General features: G+C 54.1%; 15 protein-coding genes. 13 read left to right on the top strand and 2 right to left on the bottom strand.

Going from position 1 to position 20,329, the window contains the following annotated elements; all coding sequences use genetic code 11:
- The 9 genes from ACM615_RS11470 to ACM615_RS11430 form a co-directional block, all read left to right on the top strand.
- On the top strand, positions 1-364 hold a 364-nt coding region (locus ACM615_RS11470), incomplete at its 5' end, for an SDR family NAD(P)-dependent oxidoreductase (RefSeq protein WP_431011911.1).
- Positions 365-1,075: 711 nt separating this feature from the next.
- Positions 1,076-1,624 (top strand): tyrosine-type DNA invertase, encoded by a 549-nt coding sequence (locus ACM615_RS11465; protein ID WP_095922315.1) that lies wholly within the window; start codon positions 1,076-1,078, stop codon positions 1,622-1,624.
- 496 nt (positions 1,625-2,120) lie between these two features.
- Entirely contained in the window at positions 2,121-2,642 is a 522-nt protein-coding gene (locus ACM615_RS11460; RefSeq protein WP_112287866.1) for a fimbrial protein, read from the top strand.
- An 89-nt stretch (positions 2,643-2,731) separates the two neighbouring features.
- The gene (locus tag ACM615_RS11455; protein WP_120162744.1) at positions 2,732-3,418 is read left to right on the top strand and encodes a fimbrial biogenesis chaperone; all 687 of its coding nucleotides are present in this window, start codon (positions 2,732-2,734) and stop codon (positions 3,416-3,418) included.
- Positions 3,419-3,519: 101 nt separating this feature from the next.
- Complete coding sequence (locus ACM615_RS11450) at positions 3,520-6,078, top strand: fimbria/pilus outer membrane usher protein (RefSeq protein WP_112287869.1); 2,559 nt, start codon at positions 3,520-3,522, stop codon at positions 6,076-6,078.
- A 14-nt stretch (positions 6,079-6,092) separates the two neighbouring features.
- Positions 6,093-7,181 (top strand): fimbrial protein, encoded by a 1,089-nt coding sequence (locus ACM615_RS11445; protein ID WP_157960970.1) that lies wholly within the window; start codon positions 6,093-6,095, stop codon positions 7,179-7,181.
- 35 nt (positions 7,182-7,216) lie between these two features.
- Complete coding sequence (locus ACM615_RS11440) at positions 7,217-7,771, top strand: fimbrial protein (protein ID WP_129638703.1); 555 nt, start codon at positions 7,217-7,219, stop codon at positions 7,769-7,771.
- A gap of 90 nt (positions 7,772-7,861) precedes the next feature.
- Positions 7,862-8,575, top strand: coding sequence for a response regulator transcription factor (locus tag ACM615_RS11435; protein WP_232829840.1), 714 nt, complete (start codon positions 7,862-7,864; stop codon positions 8,573-8,575).
- 75 nt (positions 8,576-8,650) lie between these two features.
- Positions 8,651-9,301 carry a helix-turn-helix transcriptional regulator gene (locus ACM615_RS11430; protein ID WP_112287873.1) on the top strand — a complete coding sequence of 217 codons (651 nt, stop codon included), beginning with the start codon at positions 8,651-8,653 and terminating at the stop codon, positions 9,299-9,301.
- 130 nt (positions 9,302-9,431) lie between these two features.
- Here the strand turns inward: ACM615_RS11430 and ACM615_RS11425 are convergent, their stop codons facing one another.
- Positions 9,432-9,983 carry a tyrosine-type DNA invertase gene (locus ACM615_RS11425; protein ID WP_129638704.1) on the bottom strand — a complete coding sequence of 184 codons (552 nt, stop codon included), beginning with the start codon at positions 9,981-9,983 and terminating at the stop codon, positions 9,432-9,434.
- 585 nt (positions 9,984-10,568) lie between these two features.
- Between ACM615_RS11425 and flhB the strand changes: the two genes are divergently transcribed.
- From flhB to ACM615_RS11405, 4 genes are all read left to right on the top strand, one after another.
- Positions 10,569-11,723 carry a flagellar biosynthesis protein FlhB gene (flhB, locus tag ACM615_RS11420; RefSeq protein WP_120162748.1) on the top strand — a complete coding sequence of 385 codons (1,155 nt, stop codon included), beginning with the start codon at positions 10,569-10,571 and terminating at the stop codon, positions 11,721-11,723.
- Positions 11,716-13,800, top strand: coding sequence for a flagellar biosynthesis protein FlhA (gene flhA, locus ACM615_RS11415; protein ID WP_112287876.1), 2,085 nt, complete (start codon positions 11,716-11,718; stop codon positions 13,798-13,800). The genes flhB and flhA overlap by 8 nt, the downstream gene beginning before the upstream one ends.
- A 1-nt stretch (position 13,801) precedes the next feature.
- Positions 13,802-14,218 carry a flagellar protein FlhE gene (locus ACM615_RS11410; protein WP_431011910.1) on the top strand — a complete coding sequence of 139 codons (417 nt, stop codon included), beginning with the start codon at positions 13,802-13,804 and terminating at the stop codon, positions 14,216-14,218.
- A 201-nt stretch (positions 14,219-14,419) separates the two neighbouring features.
- On the top strand, positions 14,420-15,997 hold the full coding sequence (locus ACM615_RS11405; RefSeq protein ID WP_431011909.1) for an ABC transporter substrate-binding protein: 1,578 nt from the start codon (positions 14,420-14,422) through the stop codon (positions 15,995-15,997).
- Between the two features lie 199 nt (positions 15,998-16,196).
- On the opposite strand, the gene putA is transcribed toward ACM615_RS11405, so the two are convergent.
- Complete coding sequence (gene putA, locus ACM615_RS11400; RefSeq protein ID WP_431011908.1) at positions 16,197-20,183, bottom strand: trifunctional transcriptional regulator/proline dehydrogenase/L-glutamate gamma-semialdehyde dehydrogenase; 3,987 nt, start codon at positions 20,181-20,183, stop codon at positions 16,197-16,199.
- Between the last annotated feature and the right edge of the window lie 146 nt (positions 20,184-20,329).

Genomic DNA, 20,329 nt, shown 5'->3' with positions numbered 1-20,329 from the left:
ACCGATGATGATGCAGGGCGGTGGTTCGGTGGTAATGATGTCGTCGGTGACGGGCATAAAGGGTAACAGTGGCCAGAGTGCTTATGCGGCGAGTAAGGCAGCGATGATCGGCCTGGCGCGGACGTTATCGGTAGAGCTGGGGCGCTTTAACGTTCGGATTAACTGCCTGCTGCCTGGTTATATCGACACCGAAATTCTCGCTGATATGCCTAAAGACAAGCTGGCGGCGCTGCGTAAAACGATTCCGATGAAACGTTTCGGAAAGGTGGACGAAGTGGCAGGCGCGGTGGCGTGGCTGGTCAGTGAAGACAGCACGTACATGACAGGACAAACTCTCATTCTGGACGGTGGTCTTTCCGCCTGATCCCCCGCTATCTTCAGCCTGGCCAAAACAGGACGCATTGCGTCCTGTTTTTTTTTGCTTTTATGCAAACTCAGGTTGTTCCTGCTTTACTTATCCCCGCCGTCGCCGGTAAAAAAACGACTTGTGGTTGCCAGATCACCGAATATTTGGCACAACTTTCGGATGTTAAGCTATACCCCTGAAATAAAATCCTCGCCCGCTCTGAAAATGCGTAAAAAGCCTCAGAAATTTCCTTGTAAAAAATTCCTGCCACAGGCAGGATAAAACGCCTTCGTAGCCCCCGAATTGAGAGGGTATTAAAGGGTTAATGCGAAAATACGCCATGCTGATAGCCACGTCCGTGACAGGTTAAATATAATTCACAATGGTTTAAAAACCGTGAATTATTTTAAATTACGCCTCCGTTATGGCGAATATGATATAAACTTAATCGTCAGTGGTGATAATCATAAGGCTTTGGTTTGTATTCTCTTTTATTTGATGGCGTTTGGTTTAGGACGTATATTGAAAATGTGTGAATTGACTTTATACGCATCACTTTAAGGAGGGCTTTAAACACGCAGGGATATTAAAAATCCCTGTGATTAAACGATGAATTAATGAACCGCTGTGCAGCAGGCGATCACTAATTCCATTTTCGGAAAAGTGTTGAATGATGAGTGCCACTGAAATCAATACTTATCCGGGACACCATGAACATGAAGAGGCACTATGAAAAATCGTAAATACCTGACTCCGTCTGAAGTTGAGAAACTGCTTGAGGCTACGTTGCGCGGAAGGCACGCAGAACGGGATTATTGCCTGATCTGGATGTGTTTTATCCACGGTTGCCGGGTCAGTGAAATCAGCAGCTGGCGGCTCTCGGATATCGACATGGAAGGCAATAATATCTACATCCACCGGTTAAAAAATGGCTTCTCTACCGTTCATCCTCTCTATATGCGGGAAAGGAAATCGTTAATGCTGTGGATGAATAAAAGAAAGCAATACCGTGGTGCGGATTCCGACTGGTTGTTTCTTTCTAATCGCGGTTCAAAATTATCACGACAGCGCATTTACTGGTTAATTAGAAATTATAGTCAGGCCGCTAATCTGACTATTAATGCTCATCCGCATATGTTAAGACACGGCTGTGGCTTTGCGCTGGCAGACAGAGGGATTGATACCCGCTTAATTCAGGATTATTTAGGTCATCGTAATATTCAGAACACGGTTTTATATACGGCGAGCAACGCCAAAAGATTTAAAGAAGTCTGGTAGTTAACCTGTAATTAATTGTTTCAATGGAGTCATTTTGAACTAAATTGGAGCATACTCTAATCAGCCGGTAAATTTCTGTCAATACTGAGTGCACCCCTCTGCAGAAGTTTATTAAAATCATCTAAAATTCAATTACTTACAAGTTAATTTGTTATTTCACTACACCGGAAGTCTCTCGGTTTTTTCTTATATCCTCTTCGCTTGATTTCTCACGCCATTCTCACTCCGCCTGTCAATACTTTAGTTTAATTTCATAAATAAATCATTTGAAAGCATTAAATTCTGCACGATATTCCCTATTTAGCACAATAAACCAAAGGAGTCACTTTAGTTCAAAATGAATCGTTTGGGTTTCGGGGTTAAACCCGTCCGGCGGCTTATTAAGTGGGGTGGAACCTCATGAACTAAATAAAGGAATGACAGATGGTTTTGTCAAAACTAATTCGGACACCGGGAAAGGTGTTTCGATGTGCATTATGTTAATAGGAAAAATTTCGTGAAAAAGAATCTTCTTGCTGTTGCCCTGGTCGCCTCTTCTGTATTCGCTTCTTCTGCTTTTGCAGCAGATGGCGCCGTTAACTTCACTGGCACTATCACAGATGCAGCTTGTACGATCGATACTGCTTCTCAAAACCAGGATGTCTTCCTGGGTAATATCGCCCGTACCGCGTTCCCTGTTGCGGGTTCACTGGCCGCTGCCAAAAAATTCACTTTAGTTCTGACCGACTGCCCTGACACCGTGACCGGTGCGACCGTGCGTTTCGACGGTACTCAGGTTTCTGGTGACAACACCGTGCTGGCGCTGACTGCCGGTGACAGCACTGCTTCAGGCGTAGGTATTCAGATTTCTGACAACCAGAACAAAGTGGTTCCGTTGTACGAAGACTCCTCTGTTTATCCGCTGGTCAGCACCGGTCCTAACAACCTGGACTTCAGCGCCCGTTACATCTCCCTGACTGACTCAGTCACCGTGGGTGATGCAAACGGCGTGACTCAGTTCACCGTGGTTTATCAATAAGCCTTTTGATTCGCTTCAGTTGAATTAAGTCAGACCAGGGGAGTGCATCCCCCTGGTCTATTTGAATGGTTAAGACAGGCAGGGACACCATGAAAACATGGCGCGCTACAGCGGTGGCAGCATTATTAATGACCTTCGGCATGGCCGCACAGGCGGGTGTCGTGGTCGGCGGCACGCGTCTCATTTATGACGGCGGCAAGAAAGAATCCTCCATCAATATCAGTAACCCCGATAAAACGCCTTATCTGATCCAGTCCTGGGTGGATGGCGCTGAAAACGGCAAAACAGCACCGGCTGACAAAGCGCCGTTCATCGTGACGCCACCTTTATTCCGCCTTGACGGTAATCAGCAAAACATTCTGCGCGTAGTGCGTGCGGGCGGTGATTTGCCTGAGACCAAAGAGTCGCTGTACTGGCTGAATATCAAATCGATCCCTTCCGCAGAGAAGCGGGAAAACACCCTGCAGATTGCCGTGAAAACGCGCATCAAGCTGATTTTTCGCCCGTCAGGCGTGAAAAGTACGCTGGAAGAGTCCGCCAAAACGCTGACATGGAAACGCACCGGTAACCGCATTCAGGTGACCAATCCGTCGGCGCATTACATCACTTTCTTCAACGTGAAAATCAATGGCAGCGCGATGAAGAACGTCACCATGGTCGCACCGCAGTCTGATGCCAGTTTTGACTTACCGGCTGGCGTCACAGGCGGCTCACTGAGCTGGCAATTCATCAACGATTACGGCGGCACCAGCAAACCTTTTATTGCCAGTCTCTGACCTGAATTAATGACCAGCAGAAGTCTGTCACGGCGGTAAACAAGGACGGCGAGGGAGTAGCGCCAGAAATTCTGGCTGCGTTGCAACATGGAATTAACACAATGAAGAACAAAACGAAAAGTCATCATTCGGCCGGCTTTACGCGTTCCCGGCTTGCCTGGCTGGTGTCGTGCCAGATAGCAATGTTAATGGGCGGAACGCATCTGGCCAGCGCAGCGGAATATTTCAACCCGGCCTTACTGGAAATCGATAATCCTGCACAGGGAAATGCGGATCTGTCGATTTTCGAAGAGGGGGATTTACAGCCGCCAGGCACTTATCGTGTTGATATTTATCTGAATGGTTCAGAGGTCGATACCCGCGACGTTAAATTTACCCTGACGACGGATGCGGCGGGTAAACAAAGCCTGCAGCCCTGCCTGAGCGGCGAACTGCTGCGGGATATGGGCGTGAAGATTGGCATGTTCCCCGGCATCCAGGCGACAGACGAGTGTGCCAATTTTACCGGTGCGATAGCGCAGTCTTCTGCTGCTTTCCGCTTCGATCAGCAACGGCTGGATCTGAGCATTCCCCAGGCGGCGCTGAATTCGCAGGCGCGCGGTTACGTGTCTCCTGACAAATGGGATCCGGGTATTCCTGCGCTGCTGATGAACTACAGCTTCAGCGGTGCGAACACTGAAGCGCGTGAAAACGACACGCGTAACAGCAATACCTATTACCTGAATCTGCGTTCCGGGGCGAACCTGGGTGTCTGGCGTTTGCGTAACTATTCCACCTGGAACCGCGACAGCAAAGGCACTGACCACTGGGATTCCATCAATACCTATTTGCAACGTGATATTCAGACGCTGCGGAGTCAGCTGACGTTAGGCGACAGTAACTCGCCGACCGAAGTGTTCGATACAGTGCCGTTTCGCGGTTTACAGCTGGCCTCCGACGACGACATGTTGCCGGACAGCATGAAAGGCTATTCGCCGGTGGTGCGAGGCATTGCGAACAGTAATGCGCAGGTGACCATCCGCCAGAACGGATATGTCATCTACCAGAGTTACGTGCCTGCCGGGCCTTTTGCCATTTCAGATCTCTATCCGACAGCGGGCAGTGGCGACCTGAATGTGACGATTAAAGAAGCCGATGGCAGTGAGCGAAATATGGTGGTGCCTTTTGCGTCGGTGCCTGTGCTTCAGCGCGAAGGACATCTGAAATACAGCTTCACCAGCGGTCAGTACCGCTCGTATAACGATAACGTCGAAAAGACGCCGTTCACTCAGGGCACCGCGATTTATGGTTTATCGCACGGTGCGACGGTGTATGGCGGCTTGCAGGCGGCCAGCAAATACCAGTCGGTGGCGATGGGGCTGGGTCAAAACCTCGGCAGCATCGGTGCGCTTTCCGCTGATGTGACGCAGGCCTGGACCAAACAGGAAGACGCGCCAAAAGACAGCGGTCAGTCTTACCGTCTGCGTTACGGCAAAAGCTTTGTTGAGTCAGGCACCAACTTCAGCCTGGCCAGCTACCGTTATTCCACAGCCGGTTTTTACACCTTGCAGGAAGCGCTGGAAAGCTACTCCGGCGGCAGCGGATATTACAGCGATCATAAGAAAAGCCGCGCTGAACTGACCCTCAGCCAGAACTTGTGGGAAAAGGGCGGTGCGCTTTCGCTGAGTCTGGTGAAAGAAGAATACTGGAATAACAACCGGTCAACCCAGTCGGGCAGCGTGGGTTACAACAACACCTGGGAAGGCATTTCCTGGGGGGTTAACTACACCTATAACCGCAATGGCACGGACAGCAACGGCAACCGGACCTATTACACCGATCAGATTGTGGCCGTCAATATCAGCGTGCCGTTGAGCAAATGGCTGCCGGGCAGTTACGCCACCTATAACCTCAACAGCAGTAAAAACGGCAATACTTCGCATAACGTCGGCCTGAGCGGGACGGCGCTGCGTGACGACAATTTGAATTACAACATCAGTCAGGGTTACACCACGCAGGGGCAGGGTGCGAACGGCTATGCCAGCGCCGACTATAAAGGCGGATACGGCGAAGTGAATGCCGGTTACGGCTACGACCGCAGCCAGCGCCGTATGGATTACGGTCTGCAGGGCGGCATTTTACTGCACGAAAATGGCGTGACCTTCTCGCAACCGCTGAGTGAAACGGTGGTGCTGGTGAAAGCGCCGGGCGCCGACGATGTCAGCATCGCCAGCAATACCGGGGTTAAAACCGACTGGCGCGGCTATGCGGTGGTGCCTTACGCCACGGCGTACCGGCGTAACCAGATTTCCCTTGATACCTCAACCTTGCCGGACGACGTCGATATGACGCTGACCAGTACCACGGTGATCCCGACGCGTGGCGCGGTGGTGCGTGCGGACTTTGATCCGAACATCGGCCAGCGCGTGCTGATGACACTGACCCGCGCCAACGGCGAGCCGGTGCCATTTGGTGCCACCGCAGGCGTGAACAACGGGGACAAGGAGAACAGCAGCATTGTCGGGGACGGCGGCCAGGTTTATCTGTCAGGCATGTCCGACAGCGGCACGCTGACAGTGAAATGGGGTAATTCAGCGGCGCAGTCCTGTCAGGTGAACTATCGCCTGCCTGAACAACCGGCCACGTCGGGTATTCAACTTATTAACGGAGACTGCCGGTAAGGCGGAACATGGACATGACCGATCGTATGAATCAATTATCAACAGACGTGACTTCACCACGCCAGCCAATCCTCCGCCGCGTGTCCGGGGGTAAGAAGGGTGCATTGTTCGGGCTGATGCTGGCCGGTGGCATGTTGAGCGCCAATGCGCAGGCAGGTGATTGCGCCCCGACGGACGGGACAAAATCCTATACGTTCAACATGAGTTATTTGTTAACTGACCCGACCCAAAACACGGCCGGGAAGATCGTTAACAACGCCTATCAGTGGAACCTCAGCGGTAACTACAATGTGACCTGTTCCTGCACCGGCAGCTACGTCGGGGGTTATGTGACCGCAAAGGTACCGGATACCGGGCTGGCGTACACCGACGGTAACCTGAATTATTACAGTATCAACGAGTTTCTGGCCGTGGCCAGTCAGGTTTATATCGCCGGGGGATTTGGCGATTATAAATCGACGCCGTTCACCAGTGTCAGTAACCAGAATACCGCCACCAGCTGCGCCCGATATCCTTATGCCACCGGCGCACGCGGCACCATTTCACTCTATTTCCGCCGGCCTTTTGTCGGTGTTCAAACCATTCCGCTGACCAAAGTCGTGGATGTGTATATCGCTTCTGATGCGACGACGCAGTCGGCCGTTCCTGTCTCGACCGTCTGGATGAGCGGCACAGTGACGGTGCCACAGTCGTGCGTTATCAATGGCGGAGGCGTGATCACGGTACCGTTTGGCGACATCTTGTCGGGCGATATCGCCACCAAAGGTCAGATGGCGAAAAACTTCTCGCCGAAAAACGTCAATTTCAACGTGGCCTGCACCAATATTTCTGAAGGCGTCAATGTCAGCCTCTCTTTCCAGGGAACGCCGGATGCCAACGATCCGACCGCACTCTCGACCACTAACGCCGATGTGGGTGTCAGGATCCAGGACAGCGCGGGCGCCACCGTGGCACCGCTCAGCGGCCGCTTACCGCTGACGATGGATTACGCCTCTCAGGTGGGCACGTCGCAGATTAACTTATTTCCGATTAACACCAGTGGCAAAGAGCCGGGCACCGGTGATTTCACCGCCACCGCGACTATCCGCGCAGAAATACAGTAATTCCGGGACGTGACCGGTAAAGGAATATCACCAAGATGAAAGGCTTAACGGCATTTGTAATCACTAAGGGAAAAGCACCGGCGCTGTTTCTGGCGCTTGGACTGGGGCTGACGGCCAGCACGCTGTGGCAACCCGCCAGCGCGGACACCGTGCTGAATATCACCGGCAATATTAAAGCGTCGCCGTGCACGATCAGCCTGCCTTCCGGCGGAATGAATGTGGATCTGGGGCAGAAGATTCTGGCCTCGTCGATGGCAGAGGCCGGCTCATCATCAGACTGGAAACCTTTCTCGATTGCGCTGACGGCGTGTCCGGCCTCGACCTCCGAAGCCACCATGACCGTCAACGGGACACCGGATGAGACTGAAAGCGACATGTACGCCAACACCGGCAGCGCCACGCAGGTGCAAATCCAGCTGCAAACCAGCGACGGTACGGCACTGGGAAACGCGGCGCAGAAAGTTCAGAACATTGACACCGCCACCCGCAGTACCACGTTCGATATGCGCGCCCGGGCGTACACCGCGCAGGGGAAGGTGACGCCGGGGACGATTGTCGGCAGCGTGCAAGTCACGTTTACCTACCAGTAAGCCCGTTGGACGCTCAGCAACTGAGGAAAATAAGGATTTTGTACCGGATTATGTCCCTGTCGGGAATGTGACTGAGAAAACAAGGAAGCTATGATGAACAGTGTCGAAAACCTCACGCCGGGTCATGTTACCCCTGACGCTTTCCGCCCAAATTTACCGGCGGAAGGCGTACTGATTATGGACGCTTGTCCCGTTACTGCTCTGGGCATGAAGCGCGTACTGACCGGTTCCTGCGGCATCACAAAATCCGTCAATTATGTACAACGCCTTGCGGGTATTCCGGCGGCCATCGCCCGTTCGCTGCCGGCACTGCTTATCATGGACATCTGCGGCGAAAAGGAATCGGTGCTTGATGGCCTGCGCTTGCTGGCTCATCTGCAAGATTCACATCCTGAGATGAAAATCATCATCTGTACTGATTTCAGCGATCACCGCGTGCTGGAACTGCTGGCGTCCTCTCCGGCCAACGGTGTGTTACTTAAACACGAGCCGGAGCTGGCGCTGGTGCAATGTGTTTTTGACGTGATGGCCGGCGGGGAACAGTGGCTGAGCCCGAAAGCCAAGAGGCTGGTGACGACCACCGCGATGAAAAACCCGGCACTCACCGCCCGTGAACTGGAGGTGCTGACCTGTCTTTTCTCGGGCATGAGCGTTTCCAGCGTCGCGCAGACGCTGCATCGCGATATCCGCACGGTGAGCACGCATAAGCGCAATGCGATGATGAAACTGGGTTTTCACAATGACAGTGAACTCTTTGCCCAGGGCACATGGATGGCGAAGATTGGTCCGGCTGCCAGCCATTAATCCCGTTGGCAAAAGGGCATCCGTAAATGGAACGGTGCCGGGAAATGATGCCCGGCAGCAAGGAGCAAGAGAGTTATGCATCATACTCATACATCGACCCGCGCCGTGGCGCTGATGGACAGCCAGCCGCTGACGCTCTCCGGACTGTCATCACTGATCAAGTCCATTGATAGCGGCTGCGATATCCGCGTGAAAGAGACATGTCTGGAGAAAATCTCAGAAGCCCTGATGTATCAGTCCGTGGATATTCTGGTGACGGATCTGCAAAGCGCGCAGGAAAACCTGCACCAGGGGCTGGATATTCTGCTAAATCTCAGTGAGCAATTTCCCCGTCTGAATATGGTGGTCTATACGCTTTGCCATAACGGCAACGAACTGCGAAAGCTGGTAAACCAGCGCAATATCAGTCTGATTGCGCGCGGTGAATCGCTGAGCGACACAGAGGATTATTTCAGACAGGCATTTGCCCGAAAGCGCGTTTTAAGCCCGCGGATCTGTTGCGACCTGGTGCGTCTGACTGAGCAAAACATTCAGGTTTCCGCGCGGATCACGCGAAGCGAAACTGAGGTGCTGCGACATCTTTATAACGGCATGGACCTGCGTGAAATTGCGCAAGCTAAGCAGCTGAGCATCAAAACCATCAGTGCGCACAAATGCAATGCGATGCGTAAGCTGGGAGTGAAAACCGATTCCGAGCTGTTCCTGATGTTGAAAAACATGTGTTAAAAAACAGGTCTTAAAAAATGTCTTCAAAAAGGTGCTGAACAGGCCGTGAAGGGGAGAGGCTTGCGGGCGGGGGGAAATGCCCCTTCATAATTAAAGCGGGCATTTCCGTTTGGGGCGCAGATCAACACGGCTAAATATTGATGGCCCTGAACCGCTCTGCATTACTTGCCGTATAAATAACGGTATTTTGAATATTTCTGTGGCCGAGATAATCCTGAATCAGCCGGGTGTCACATCCTTTATCTGCCAGCGCAAACCCGCAGGCATGGCGGAGCATATGAGGATGAACATTGACATTGATACCGGCTTGCTTTCCATAGTTGCGTATTAAACGATAGATCTGCTGGCGGGAGATCTGACCACCGTGTCGTGAGAGAAATAACCACTCAGTGTCTGAATCAAGATATTGCGAACGGACTTTCAGCCAGTCTTTAATTGCCTTTACCTCGCGGATTTGTAACGGGTGATGAACCGAAAAACCATTTTTCAGCCGGGAAATGTGAATTATATTCGTTGCCAGCTCAATGTCGTTTACCCGTAACTTTATTAATTCACTGACGCGAAGGCCATGAATGAAACACATTAATAACATGCATTTATCTCTGACTGCGTTCTTTCCGACCGCAGTTGCGGCGACCAGTTTCTCAATTTCCAAATGAGTGAGATATTTTCTCCCTGCCATTGTCCTAATCCTTTGAGCAATTCTTTTATTTTACAGGTTGTTGTGCTTCATACGCGATGGTGAGCTATTTAAGCATTAGATTATACATTCAGCAAATGAATTATTCAGACTATGTATTATTCGCCGGCTTATGTAATTAAATTTCGGGATTTAGATCCCAAAAATATAATGTAATAAGGAAACCATTATGCATGAAATTAGTTTTTTTGCCTGCGTTGTTTAATTTAAAAGTTATTTAAACAGGCCCCATAATTAATTGTTTTGTTTATCAATCTTAGAGGATCCCAGGATTATTCCTATTACGCGTGCCCCGTCTGACTGGCGGGTAAATCATAAGCGTCCGGCGCGATGATATTTCCGTGATTGTCACAAAATAGCCAAATGTAAATTTTACCGGCGACGACTCAGCACCCTACGCTATTTTCACTTTCCTGAACCAGGCACGCCGTCCCGTTTGATTTAGGGAAAAGACCTCAAAACCTCCCTTTGTTCTCCCCATCGAACCTGCTGATGTTTGTCATGCTAAGCCTGAAATTGTGCCTGTCGCGTTTTTATGCGCCGGGTAAATGCTGACAGGAACCGCCGGTGGCTGAAGAAAGCGATCTCGAAAAAAGTGAGGCCCCCACCGCACACAGGCTTGAAAAAGCACGTGAAGAAGGGCAAATCCCGCGCTCGCGCGAACTGACGTCCGTTCTGATGCTCGGCGGCGGTTTAACGCTGCTGTGGATGTCCGGTGAATCGATGGCTCGCCAGCTTGGCGTGATGATTTCTCAGGGGCTGAAATTCGATCACGGCATGGTCAGCGATGACCGTCAGGTTTTGCAGCAGATGGCGACGTTGCTCGGACGCGCGGTCTGGGCGTTACTGCCGGTGATCGGCGGTCTGATTTTGATCGCCCTTGCTGCACCGTTACTGCTCGGCGGCCTGATGTTCAGCGGTAAATCCTTTGAATTCAAATTCAGCCGGATGGATCCGATTGCCGGTTTCAAACGTTTATTCTCCGGACAGGTGCTGGCCGAACTGCTGAAAGCCATCCTCAAAGCGTTACTGGTAGGTACCGTCGCCGGATTGTATTTGTGGCATAAATGGCCGGACATGATGCGCCTGCTGGCGCAACCGACCATCCCGGCGCTCGGTGAAGCGCTGAACATGGTGGTGTTCTGCGGACTGATGGTGGTACTCGGACTGACGCCGATGGTCGGATTCGACGTGTTCTGGCAAATCTGGAGCAACCTGAAAAAACTGCGCATGAGTAAGCAGGATATCCGCGACGAACATAAAAGTCAGGAAGGCGACCCGCACGTGAAAGGGCGTATCCGTCAGCAGCAACGTGCCATGGCAAAACGCCGCATGATGGCCGATGTGCCGAAAGCTGACGTGATTGTCACCAACCCGACGCACTACGCCGTGGCGTTGCAGTACAGCGAAAACAAAATGAGTGCGCCGAAGGTTCTGGCGAAAGGTGCAGGTGAAGTGGCGCTGCGCATCAAAGAACTCGGTGCCGAACATAAAATTCCGATGCTGGAAGCGCCGCCTCTGGCACGTGCGCTTTACCGGCATAGTGACATTGGTCAGCAGATCCCGGCGGCATTATATGCGGCTGTGGCGGAAGTGCTGGCCTGGGTTTATCAGCTCAAACGCTGGAAGCGTGAAGGTGGTCTGATCCCGAAAAAACCTCAACATTTGCCAGTGCCTGACGGCCTGGATTTTGCAGCAGGAGAGAGTGATACCCATGGCTAATCTGGCCGCGATACTGCGTTTACCCGCCAACTTTAAGTCCGGACAATGGCAGGTGCTGGCAGGCCCCATTCTTATCCTGATCATCCTGTCGATGATGGTGCTGCCGTTGCCACCGTTCATCCTCGACTTGCTGTTTACCTTCAACATTGCACTTTCCATCATGGTGCTTCTGGTGGCGATGTTCACCCAGCGTACGCTGGACTTCGCCGCGTTCCCGACCATTTTGCTGTTTTCCACCTTATTACGTCTTTCGCTGAACGTGGCCTCGACGCGTGTGATCTTAATGGAAGGTCACACCGGCGGCGCGGCAGCAGGACGGGTCATCGAAGCCTTCGGCCACTTCCTGGTCGGCGGGAACTTCGCCATCGGTATTGTGGTGTTTATCATCCTCGTGCTGATCAACTTCATGGTTATCACCAAAGGTGCCGGACGTATCGCCGAAGTGGGTGCGCGTTTCGTGCTCGACGGGATGCCGGGTAAACAGATGGCAATCGACGCGGATCTTAACGCCGGTCTGATTGGCGAAGACGAAGCGAAAAAACGCCGCAGCGACGTGACGCAGGAAGCGGACTTCTACGGTTCGATGGACGGTGCGAGTAAATTCGTGCGCGGTGACGCCGTTGCCGGTCTGATGATCATGATCATTAACGTGGTCGGCGGCCTGCTGGTCGGTGTGTTGCAACACGGTATGGATCTCGGTCATGCGGCGGAAAGCTACACCCTGCTGACCATCGGTGACGGTCTGGTCGCGCAGATCCCGGCGCTGGTTATCTCCACCGCTGCCGGTGTTATCGTCACCCGCGTCGGTACCAACGAAGACGTCGGCGAGCAGATGGTCACCCAGCTGTTCCGCAATCCGCGCGTAATGATGCTGAGCGCCGGTGTTCTGGGCTTGCTCGGTATGGTGCCGGGGATGCCAAACCTGGTGTTCCTGATGTTTACTGCCGGTCTGTTAGCACTGGCGTGGTGGACGCGCGGACAGGAGCAGAAAAAACCTCAGGCGAAAGAAGCAGTTCCGGCGGCGGCTGAAAGCGGCAAACAGATGGTGGAAGCCAGCTGGCAGGACGTGCAGCTTGAGGATCCGCTGGGGATGGAAGTGGGTTACCGCCTGATCCCGATGGTGGATTTTGCGCAGAACGGCGAGCTGCTGGGACGTATCCGCAGTATCCGTAAGAAATTCGCGCAGGAAATGGGCTATCTGCCGCCGGTCATTCATATCCGCGACAACCTCGAACTGCCGCCTGCGGGCTACCGTATTCTGATGAAAGGCGTGGAAATTGGCACCGGTACCGCACATCCGGGGCGCTGGATGGCAATTAACCCGGGCAGCGCGATTGGCGAACTGCCGGGCGAACCGACGGTGGATCCGGCATTCGGGCTGGCGGCGGTGTGGATTGAACCCGCCATGCGCGAACAGGCACAAATTCAGGGCTTCACCGTGGTGGAAGCCAGTACCGTAGTCGCGACGCACCTCAATCACCTGATCAGCCTGCACGCTAAAGAGCTGTTTGGCCGTCAGGAAACGCAGGAACTGATGGAGCGCGTCACCAAAGAAATGCCGAAGCTGACGGAAGATTTCATTCCGGGCGTCATTTCCCTGACCAACATGCATAAAGTGTTGCAGAATCTGCTCTCCGAGCGGGTCTCTATCCGCGACATGCGTACCATCGTTGAAACGCTGGCAGAGTACGCGCCGAATCAGCCGGATCCGAACGAACTGACGTCCGTGGTCCGTGTTGCGCTGGGACGAGCCATCACTCAGCAATGGTTCCCGGGTAATGGCGAAGTGCAGGTCATCGGCCTTGATACCTCGCTGGAACGCCTGCTGTTACAGGCCTTACAAAGCGGGGGAGGCCTCGAGCCGGGGCTGGCCGAACGGTTGCTGACCCAATCCGAAGCCGCGTTACAGCGTCAGGATATGCTTGGCGCACCGCCGGTTCTGCTGGTCAATCATGCGCTGCGTCCGCTGTTGTCGCGCTTCCTGCGCCGTTCGCTGCCAAATATCGTGGTGATGTCGAATCTGGAAATGACCGACAGCCGTCAGATCCGTATGACTGCTACCATCGGCGGGGAATAATATGCGCCGCCTGGTGATGTTGCTGCTGGGAACACTGAGTCTGTCTGCGATGGCCGCCACAGGCTCATGGTCTGACACCCGCCACGGCGTCACGCTGCAAAATCGCGGTGTGATGATGTCCTCGGCGGCACTGGCAGCGACCCGCTCCGCGCCCGTCAGACAGCGGACCTCAGCGACCATCACCAGCATCAGCTGGAAATATGAACTGCTCGGCGCAAGACCGGCGGGCTTGCAGGTGCAGTTGTGTAATACGGTCAATCACTGCGTGATGCTGGATGCCGAAGGCGGAATGACGAAATCCTTTTACGGTCAGGCCGCCATTTCCCCGCTGAGATTCGTGTATTTCGTGCCCGGTTCCGGTGCGCTGAATACGCCGCTGCGGGTGGTAAGCAATCAGGTGATCGTGAACTATCAGTAAGGCAGGGTACAATAACTTAGGGGCGTATTGCGGTGCGCCACATATCCCGTTGGTACAATCCTTCATTCCCGGTTCTGTTTTCGTAATCCAGCGTCTTAATCTATTTTCCTGAAATACATAGCGTTATTTCATGGTTCTGGCGGTGCCGCCGACACTCTACACTCGAAAAAATTGCCTTTTCACCTGTGGAGTATGACCTCAATGAAAGTCCGTGTTCCTTCCCTGTTATTTTTGCTCATGATGGCGGTTACCCGCGTGGACGCCGCAACGCCTGCGGATACGCTGGTGGTGGCCGGTTCTCTCGAAGGTATTATCAGCCTGGATCCGGCTGAAAGTTTTGAAACGGTCAGCTCCGGTAATCTGGTCAATCTGTATCAGCAGCTGGTGGCGTCTGACCGTCAGCATCCTGATAAGCTGGATCCGGATGCTGCCGCCAGCTGGCAGCCGGGGCCGGACGGACACAGCCTGATCTTTACCCTCAAGCCCGGCCAGAAATTTTCCAGCGGCAATCCGCTGACCGCAGACGACGTGATTTACTCGTTCACCCGCGTGGTCAAACTCAATAAAAGCCCGTCATTTATTCTGGGGGAACTGGGCTGGACGCCGGAGAACGTCGACGGCAATCTGAAAAAACTGAGCGACGATAAAGTGCAGCTCAGCTGGCCTGCCGATATTGGCAGCGGGTTAGTGCTGAGTATCTTATCCGCGCCTGTCGCCGGTATCGTGGACAGTAAACTGCTGAAAGAACATGCCGAACAGAACGATTTCGGCAACAGCTGGCTGCGTTCGCGTTCAGCAGGTAGCGGTCCGTTTGAGGTGCGCAACTATGTGCCTCATGAGGCGTTAATCCTCAAGCGAAATCAGAATGCGAAGCCGTTAGCCAAACTGGAAAACGTGCTGTTTAAAAACGTCGGTGACCCGTCCACCCGCCGGTTGCTGGTGCTGAACGGAGATGCGGACGTCGCGTATGATCTGGGGGCAGACCAGTTCAGCTCGCTGCAAAAAGAGAAGGGCGTGCATGTCGCGCAGTTCCCGGCGGCAAAAGTGTTCTATCTGGCGTTTAACGTCGGCGATACCACTCAACCGGCGCTGGCGAATCCGGCATTATGGGAAGCCGCCCGCTGGCTGGTGGATTATCAGGGGATTTCGACTGACCTGCTCAAAGGCCAGTACGGTATTCATCAGACCTTCCTGCCTGATGGTCTGGCCGGTGCCATTGATGACCAGCCGTTTAAATATGATGTGGCGAAAGCCAAAGCCATTCTCAGCAAAGGCGGTATCGCGCCGGGCACTAAAATCGATTTAATCGTCATAAACCAGCCGCCATATTCTGATATCGCGCAGGCATTACAGGCCAGTTTTGCCAAAGCTGACATCAGTTTAGTGGTGCATCCGCTGGTAGAAAGCGACGTGCTGACCCGTATGCGGGCGCACAAATTCCAGTCCATCTTCACCTACTGGGGCGCGGATTATCTCGATCCGAATACCAACGCCAGCACCTTTGCGTATAACGTGCCGAATGGCCCGAAAACGCTGGCTCAGCGTATTCAGTGGGTGATCCCGGAAATCAGCAAACAGACACGCGCCGCTGCCGCAGAATCTGACCCGGAAAAACGCAAGGCGCTGTACGCCGATTTACAGCGTGAGCTGCAAAAAAGTTCACCGTTCGTGGTGGCGTTACAGAGCAAATTGCTGGTGGCAATCCGTGACAACGTGAAGGGCGCGAGTCAGAACGTGGCGGGCAGTCAGCTGTATCTTGATACGGTGAGCAAGGAGTAAATATCCGGTTATCTGTTGCTGTTTTATTGGATATTTTACCGGTCGGACTGATCGAGCGCCTTTCGGTTTACACCATTACCGGCTGGCAAATCGCCACCGGAGCAGGGCTCAGAACGCAGTTCCGGTACTAAAAACCGTGCTCCTGCCGCAATAATCAGCGGAAGGAGCACGTCAGTTTTTCCTGATGTTTTACCCGTGGTTAGCCGATGGTCATCAGGCTGGCATTCCCGCCCGCCGCCGCCGTGTTCACGCTTAATGAACGCTCATGCAGCAGACGTTCCAGCAGGATGTTGTCTTCCCCACGCGCAAAACCCTGCACCGAGATAATCGGCCCGGAACGCTGGGCGATGGTCTGACACAGTTCGCGCAGCTGATCGGCGTCACCGTGATAAATCACCGCATCAAACACCAGCGTGTCGTTCTGCCAGTCTTTGGTGAAATCAACCCGTTCCTGCACGGCTTTCGGCAACGTATTGAACAGGTCGCGTTGCAGCGGCGCATCCGGCCACAGAATGTGGCAACCGGTAGCAGTTACTGCCGCCAGCTGGGTCAGCGCATCTTCCTGATTATCGGCCAGCGCCAGAACACGTTCACGCGGCAGCAATGCGTAAGTGTTGCGTTCGCCGGTCGGCCCCGGTAGGGTGCGCAATGTGCCGCCCTGACTGGTCTGCGCGAACCGCTCGCAAACTGCCACTAACTCCTCGCGGTGTTTCTGCTCCGTTGCCCATTGTTGCAGGGCGCGGTGCGGTGCCAGCAGCGCTTCGCGTACTGACGTATCCAGCGGCAGCTCTCTGTCCTGACGCAGCAACGTTTGCTGCACGGCATTCTGCGGACGGCTGCTCAGCAGGCGATACAGATACAGCGGCCCCCCGGCTTTCGGGCCCGTGCCCGACAATCCTTCGCCACCGAATGGCTGCACGCCAACCACTGCGCCGACCATATTGCGGTTCACGTACATATTGCCGACGTGCGCCTGCTGCGTGACACGATGAATGGTTTCATCGATGCGGGTATGAATACCCAGCGTCAGGCCGTAACCGGCCGCATTAATCTGACCGATCAGCTTATCCAGATCCTGACGGGCATAACGCACCACGTGCAGTACCGGTCCGAAAATTTCTTTCTTCATCTCATCGAAACTTTCCAGCTCGATAAGCGTAGGTTTCACAAAGGTACCGTGCGGCCATTCCTGCTGATCGGCGGCAAATTCCTGCGACGCCTGATACACGGTGCGGCCTTTGGCGCGCATCGCATCGATGTGTTTCTCAATACCCGCTTTGGCTTCGGCGTCGATCACCGGGCCGATATCGGTACACAGACGTTCCGGATTGCCCATGCGGCATTCCGCCATCGCACCGCGCAGCATTTGCAGCGTGTGATCGGCTACGTCGTCCTGAATACACAATACGCGCAGGGCGGAACAACGCTGACCGGCACTGTCGAATGCCGAGGCAACCACATCCGTCACCACCTGTTCGGTCAGTGCGGAGGAATCGACAATCATCGCGTTCAGACCGCCGGTTTCGGCGATAAGCGGCGTCGGGCGCCCCTGCGGATCCAGACGACCGGCAATGTTGCGTTGCAGGATACCTGCGACATCTGTCGAGCCGGTAAACAGCACGCCGCGCACGCGCTCGTCATTCACCAGCTGCGAACCGACGGTTTCACCCTGACCCGGCAGCAGTTGCAGTACGCCAGCCGGAACACCCGCTTCATGCAAAATGCCCACGGCTAATGCAGCAATCAGCGGCGTTTGTTCAGCCGGTTTTGCCAGCACGCTGTTACCGGCAGCAAGTGCCGCCGCAATCTGACCGGTGAAAATGGCCAGCGGGAAGTTCCACGGGCTGATACATACGACGGGGCCCAGCGGACGGTGGGTGTCGTTAGCGAAATCTTCACGGATCTGACCGGCGTAATAATGCAGGAAGTCCACGGCTTCACGCACTTCGGCGATGGCGTTATTAAAGGTTTTTCCGGCCTCACGCACCAGCACGCCAAGCAGGTTTTGCAACTGCGCTTCCATCAGTTCTGCACCGCGTTGCAGGATTGCGGCACGCTCTTCGGGAGGCGTCGCAAACCAGATGGCACCGGCGGCGGCAGAAGCGTCAAGCGCACGGCTGATTTCAGCTTCGGTGGCTTCGCGCACGTACCCGACGATGTCGCTGTTTTGCGCCGGGTTGCGCACCGGCAGGAACTCGCCGTCGTCAGTTTGTGCATCGATAATCGGCTGGGCTTTCACCGGATGACTGGCGCTTTGCAGCAGGGCACTGGAAAGGGAAGCCAGACGGTGCTCGCTGGACATATCCAGACCGGCGGAGTTCACGCGTGCTGTACCATAAGAGCTGCCGTAAAGATTACGCGCCAGGGCAATACGCGGGTGCGGCAATCCGACCTGACCTTCGCTGGCGGCCAGCGCTTCAACAGCCAGCACCGGATCGGCAACCAGTTCTTCAATCGGCAGCGTGGCATCGGCGATACGGTTAACGAATGAAGTGTTCGCGCCGTTTTCCAGCAGACGACGCACCAGATACGCCAGCAGCGTTTCGTGCGTGCCGACCGGTGCATAAATACGGCAAGGGCGGTTCAGTTTGCCTTCGGTAATCTTACCGACAACCTGCTCGTACAGCGGTTCTCCCATGCCGTGCAGGCACTGGAACTCGTACTGACCCGGATAATAGTTATTACCCGCCAGCTGATAAATGGCCGCCACGGTGTGGGCGTTGTGCGTCGCGAACTGCGGATAAATCAGGTTCGGCACCGCCAGCAGTTTGCGGGCGCAGGCCAGATAAGAAACGTCGGTGTAAACCTTGCGGGTATACACCGGGTAATCTTCCAGACCTTCAACCTGCGCGCGCTTGATTTCGCTGTCCCAGTACGCGCCTTTAACCAGACGGATCATCAGACGACGACGGCTGCGTTGTGCCAGATTGGTCAGATAATCAATCACCATCGGGCAACGTTTCTGGTAAGCCTGAATGACGAAACCGATGCCGTTCCAGCCCGCCAGTTCCGGTTCGAAGCAGAGTTTTTCCAGCAGGTCGAGAGAGATTTCCAGACGGTCAGCTTCTTCGGCGTCAATGTTAATACCGATGTCGTAACTGCGCGCCAGCAAGGTCAGGGAAAGCAGGCGCGGGTATAACTCGTCCATCACACGTTCGTACTGCGCGCGGCTGTAACGCGGATGCAGGGCGGAAAGTTTGATGGAAATTCCGGGGCCTTCATAAATGCCGCGACCGTTAGACGCTTTACCGATGGCATTAATGGCCTGCTGATAAGACTGCAAGTACGCCTGCGCATCTTTTTCCGTCAGCGCCGCTTCACCCAGCATATCGTAGGAATAACGGAAGCCTTTTTCTTCGTGCTTGCGGGCATTGGCCAGCGCTTCGGCGATAGTTTCACCGGTCACGAACTGTTCGCCCATCAGACGCATCGCCATATCCACGCCTTTGCGGATCAGCGGTTCGCCACTTTTACCGATAATGCGGTTGAGTGATGTCGACAGGCTGGCTTCGTTATGTGTCGCCACCAGTTTACCGGTGAACAGCAAACCCCAGGTGGCGGCGTTGACGAACAGCGACGGGCTGCGGCCCAGATGAGAATGCCAGTTGCCGTTGCTGATTTTGTCGCGGATTAACGCGTCACGCGTTGGTTTGTCCGGAATACGCAATAAGGCTTCGGCGAGACACATCAGCGCCACGCCTTCCTGAGAAGACAGGGAGAATTCCTGCAACAGGCTTTGCACCATCCCGGCGCGACCGTTTGCACTCTTCTGGTTACGCAGTTTTGTGGCGATGTCGGCGGCCAGTTTCAGCGCAGCGTTGCCAAGCGGGGCAGGTAAACGGGCCTGTTCCAGCAGCATAGAAACCGCTTCAGGCTCGGGACGACGATAGGCGGCGGTAATGGCGGAACGGCTGACCGACTGCGGTAAAATCTGCTCGGCAAAATCAAGGAACGGCTGATGCGTTTCCTGAACCGCCGGTAATGCAGCCTCGTCGATTTCGCCAGCAGTGGCGCCGTTCAGCGCCGGGATCTCCGGCAAAGCATCGCCATTTTCCAGACGTTCCAGATAGGAAAAAATCGACTGCTTAATCAGCCAGTGCGGCGTGCGGTCAATTTTAAGCGCCGCCTCTTTTAGCCTGTCGCGTGTGCTCTCGTCCAGCTTCACGCCCATCGTTGTCATACCCATGCGCAACCACTCCATATGAAAAGGTTCAGGTGAATTCATTATCTTTATGGCAAGCAATATCTTCTATGTTGCAACCTTGTGCAACCCTGTTAATGCACGAAGTATGCCTGATGTGATTTATTTGGCATTTTTAACAAAATGCGGCG

The sequence above is a fragment of the Rahnella sp. PAMC25617 genome (assembly GCF_050606005.1).
GTDB classification, from domain to species: Bacteria; Pseudomonadota; Gammaproteobacteria; order Enterobacterales; family Enterobacteriaceae; genus Rahnella; species Rahnella variigena.
Note: the sequence above shows the minus strand (reverse complement) of the source record. Positions and strands in the feature narration are given on the sequence as shown.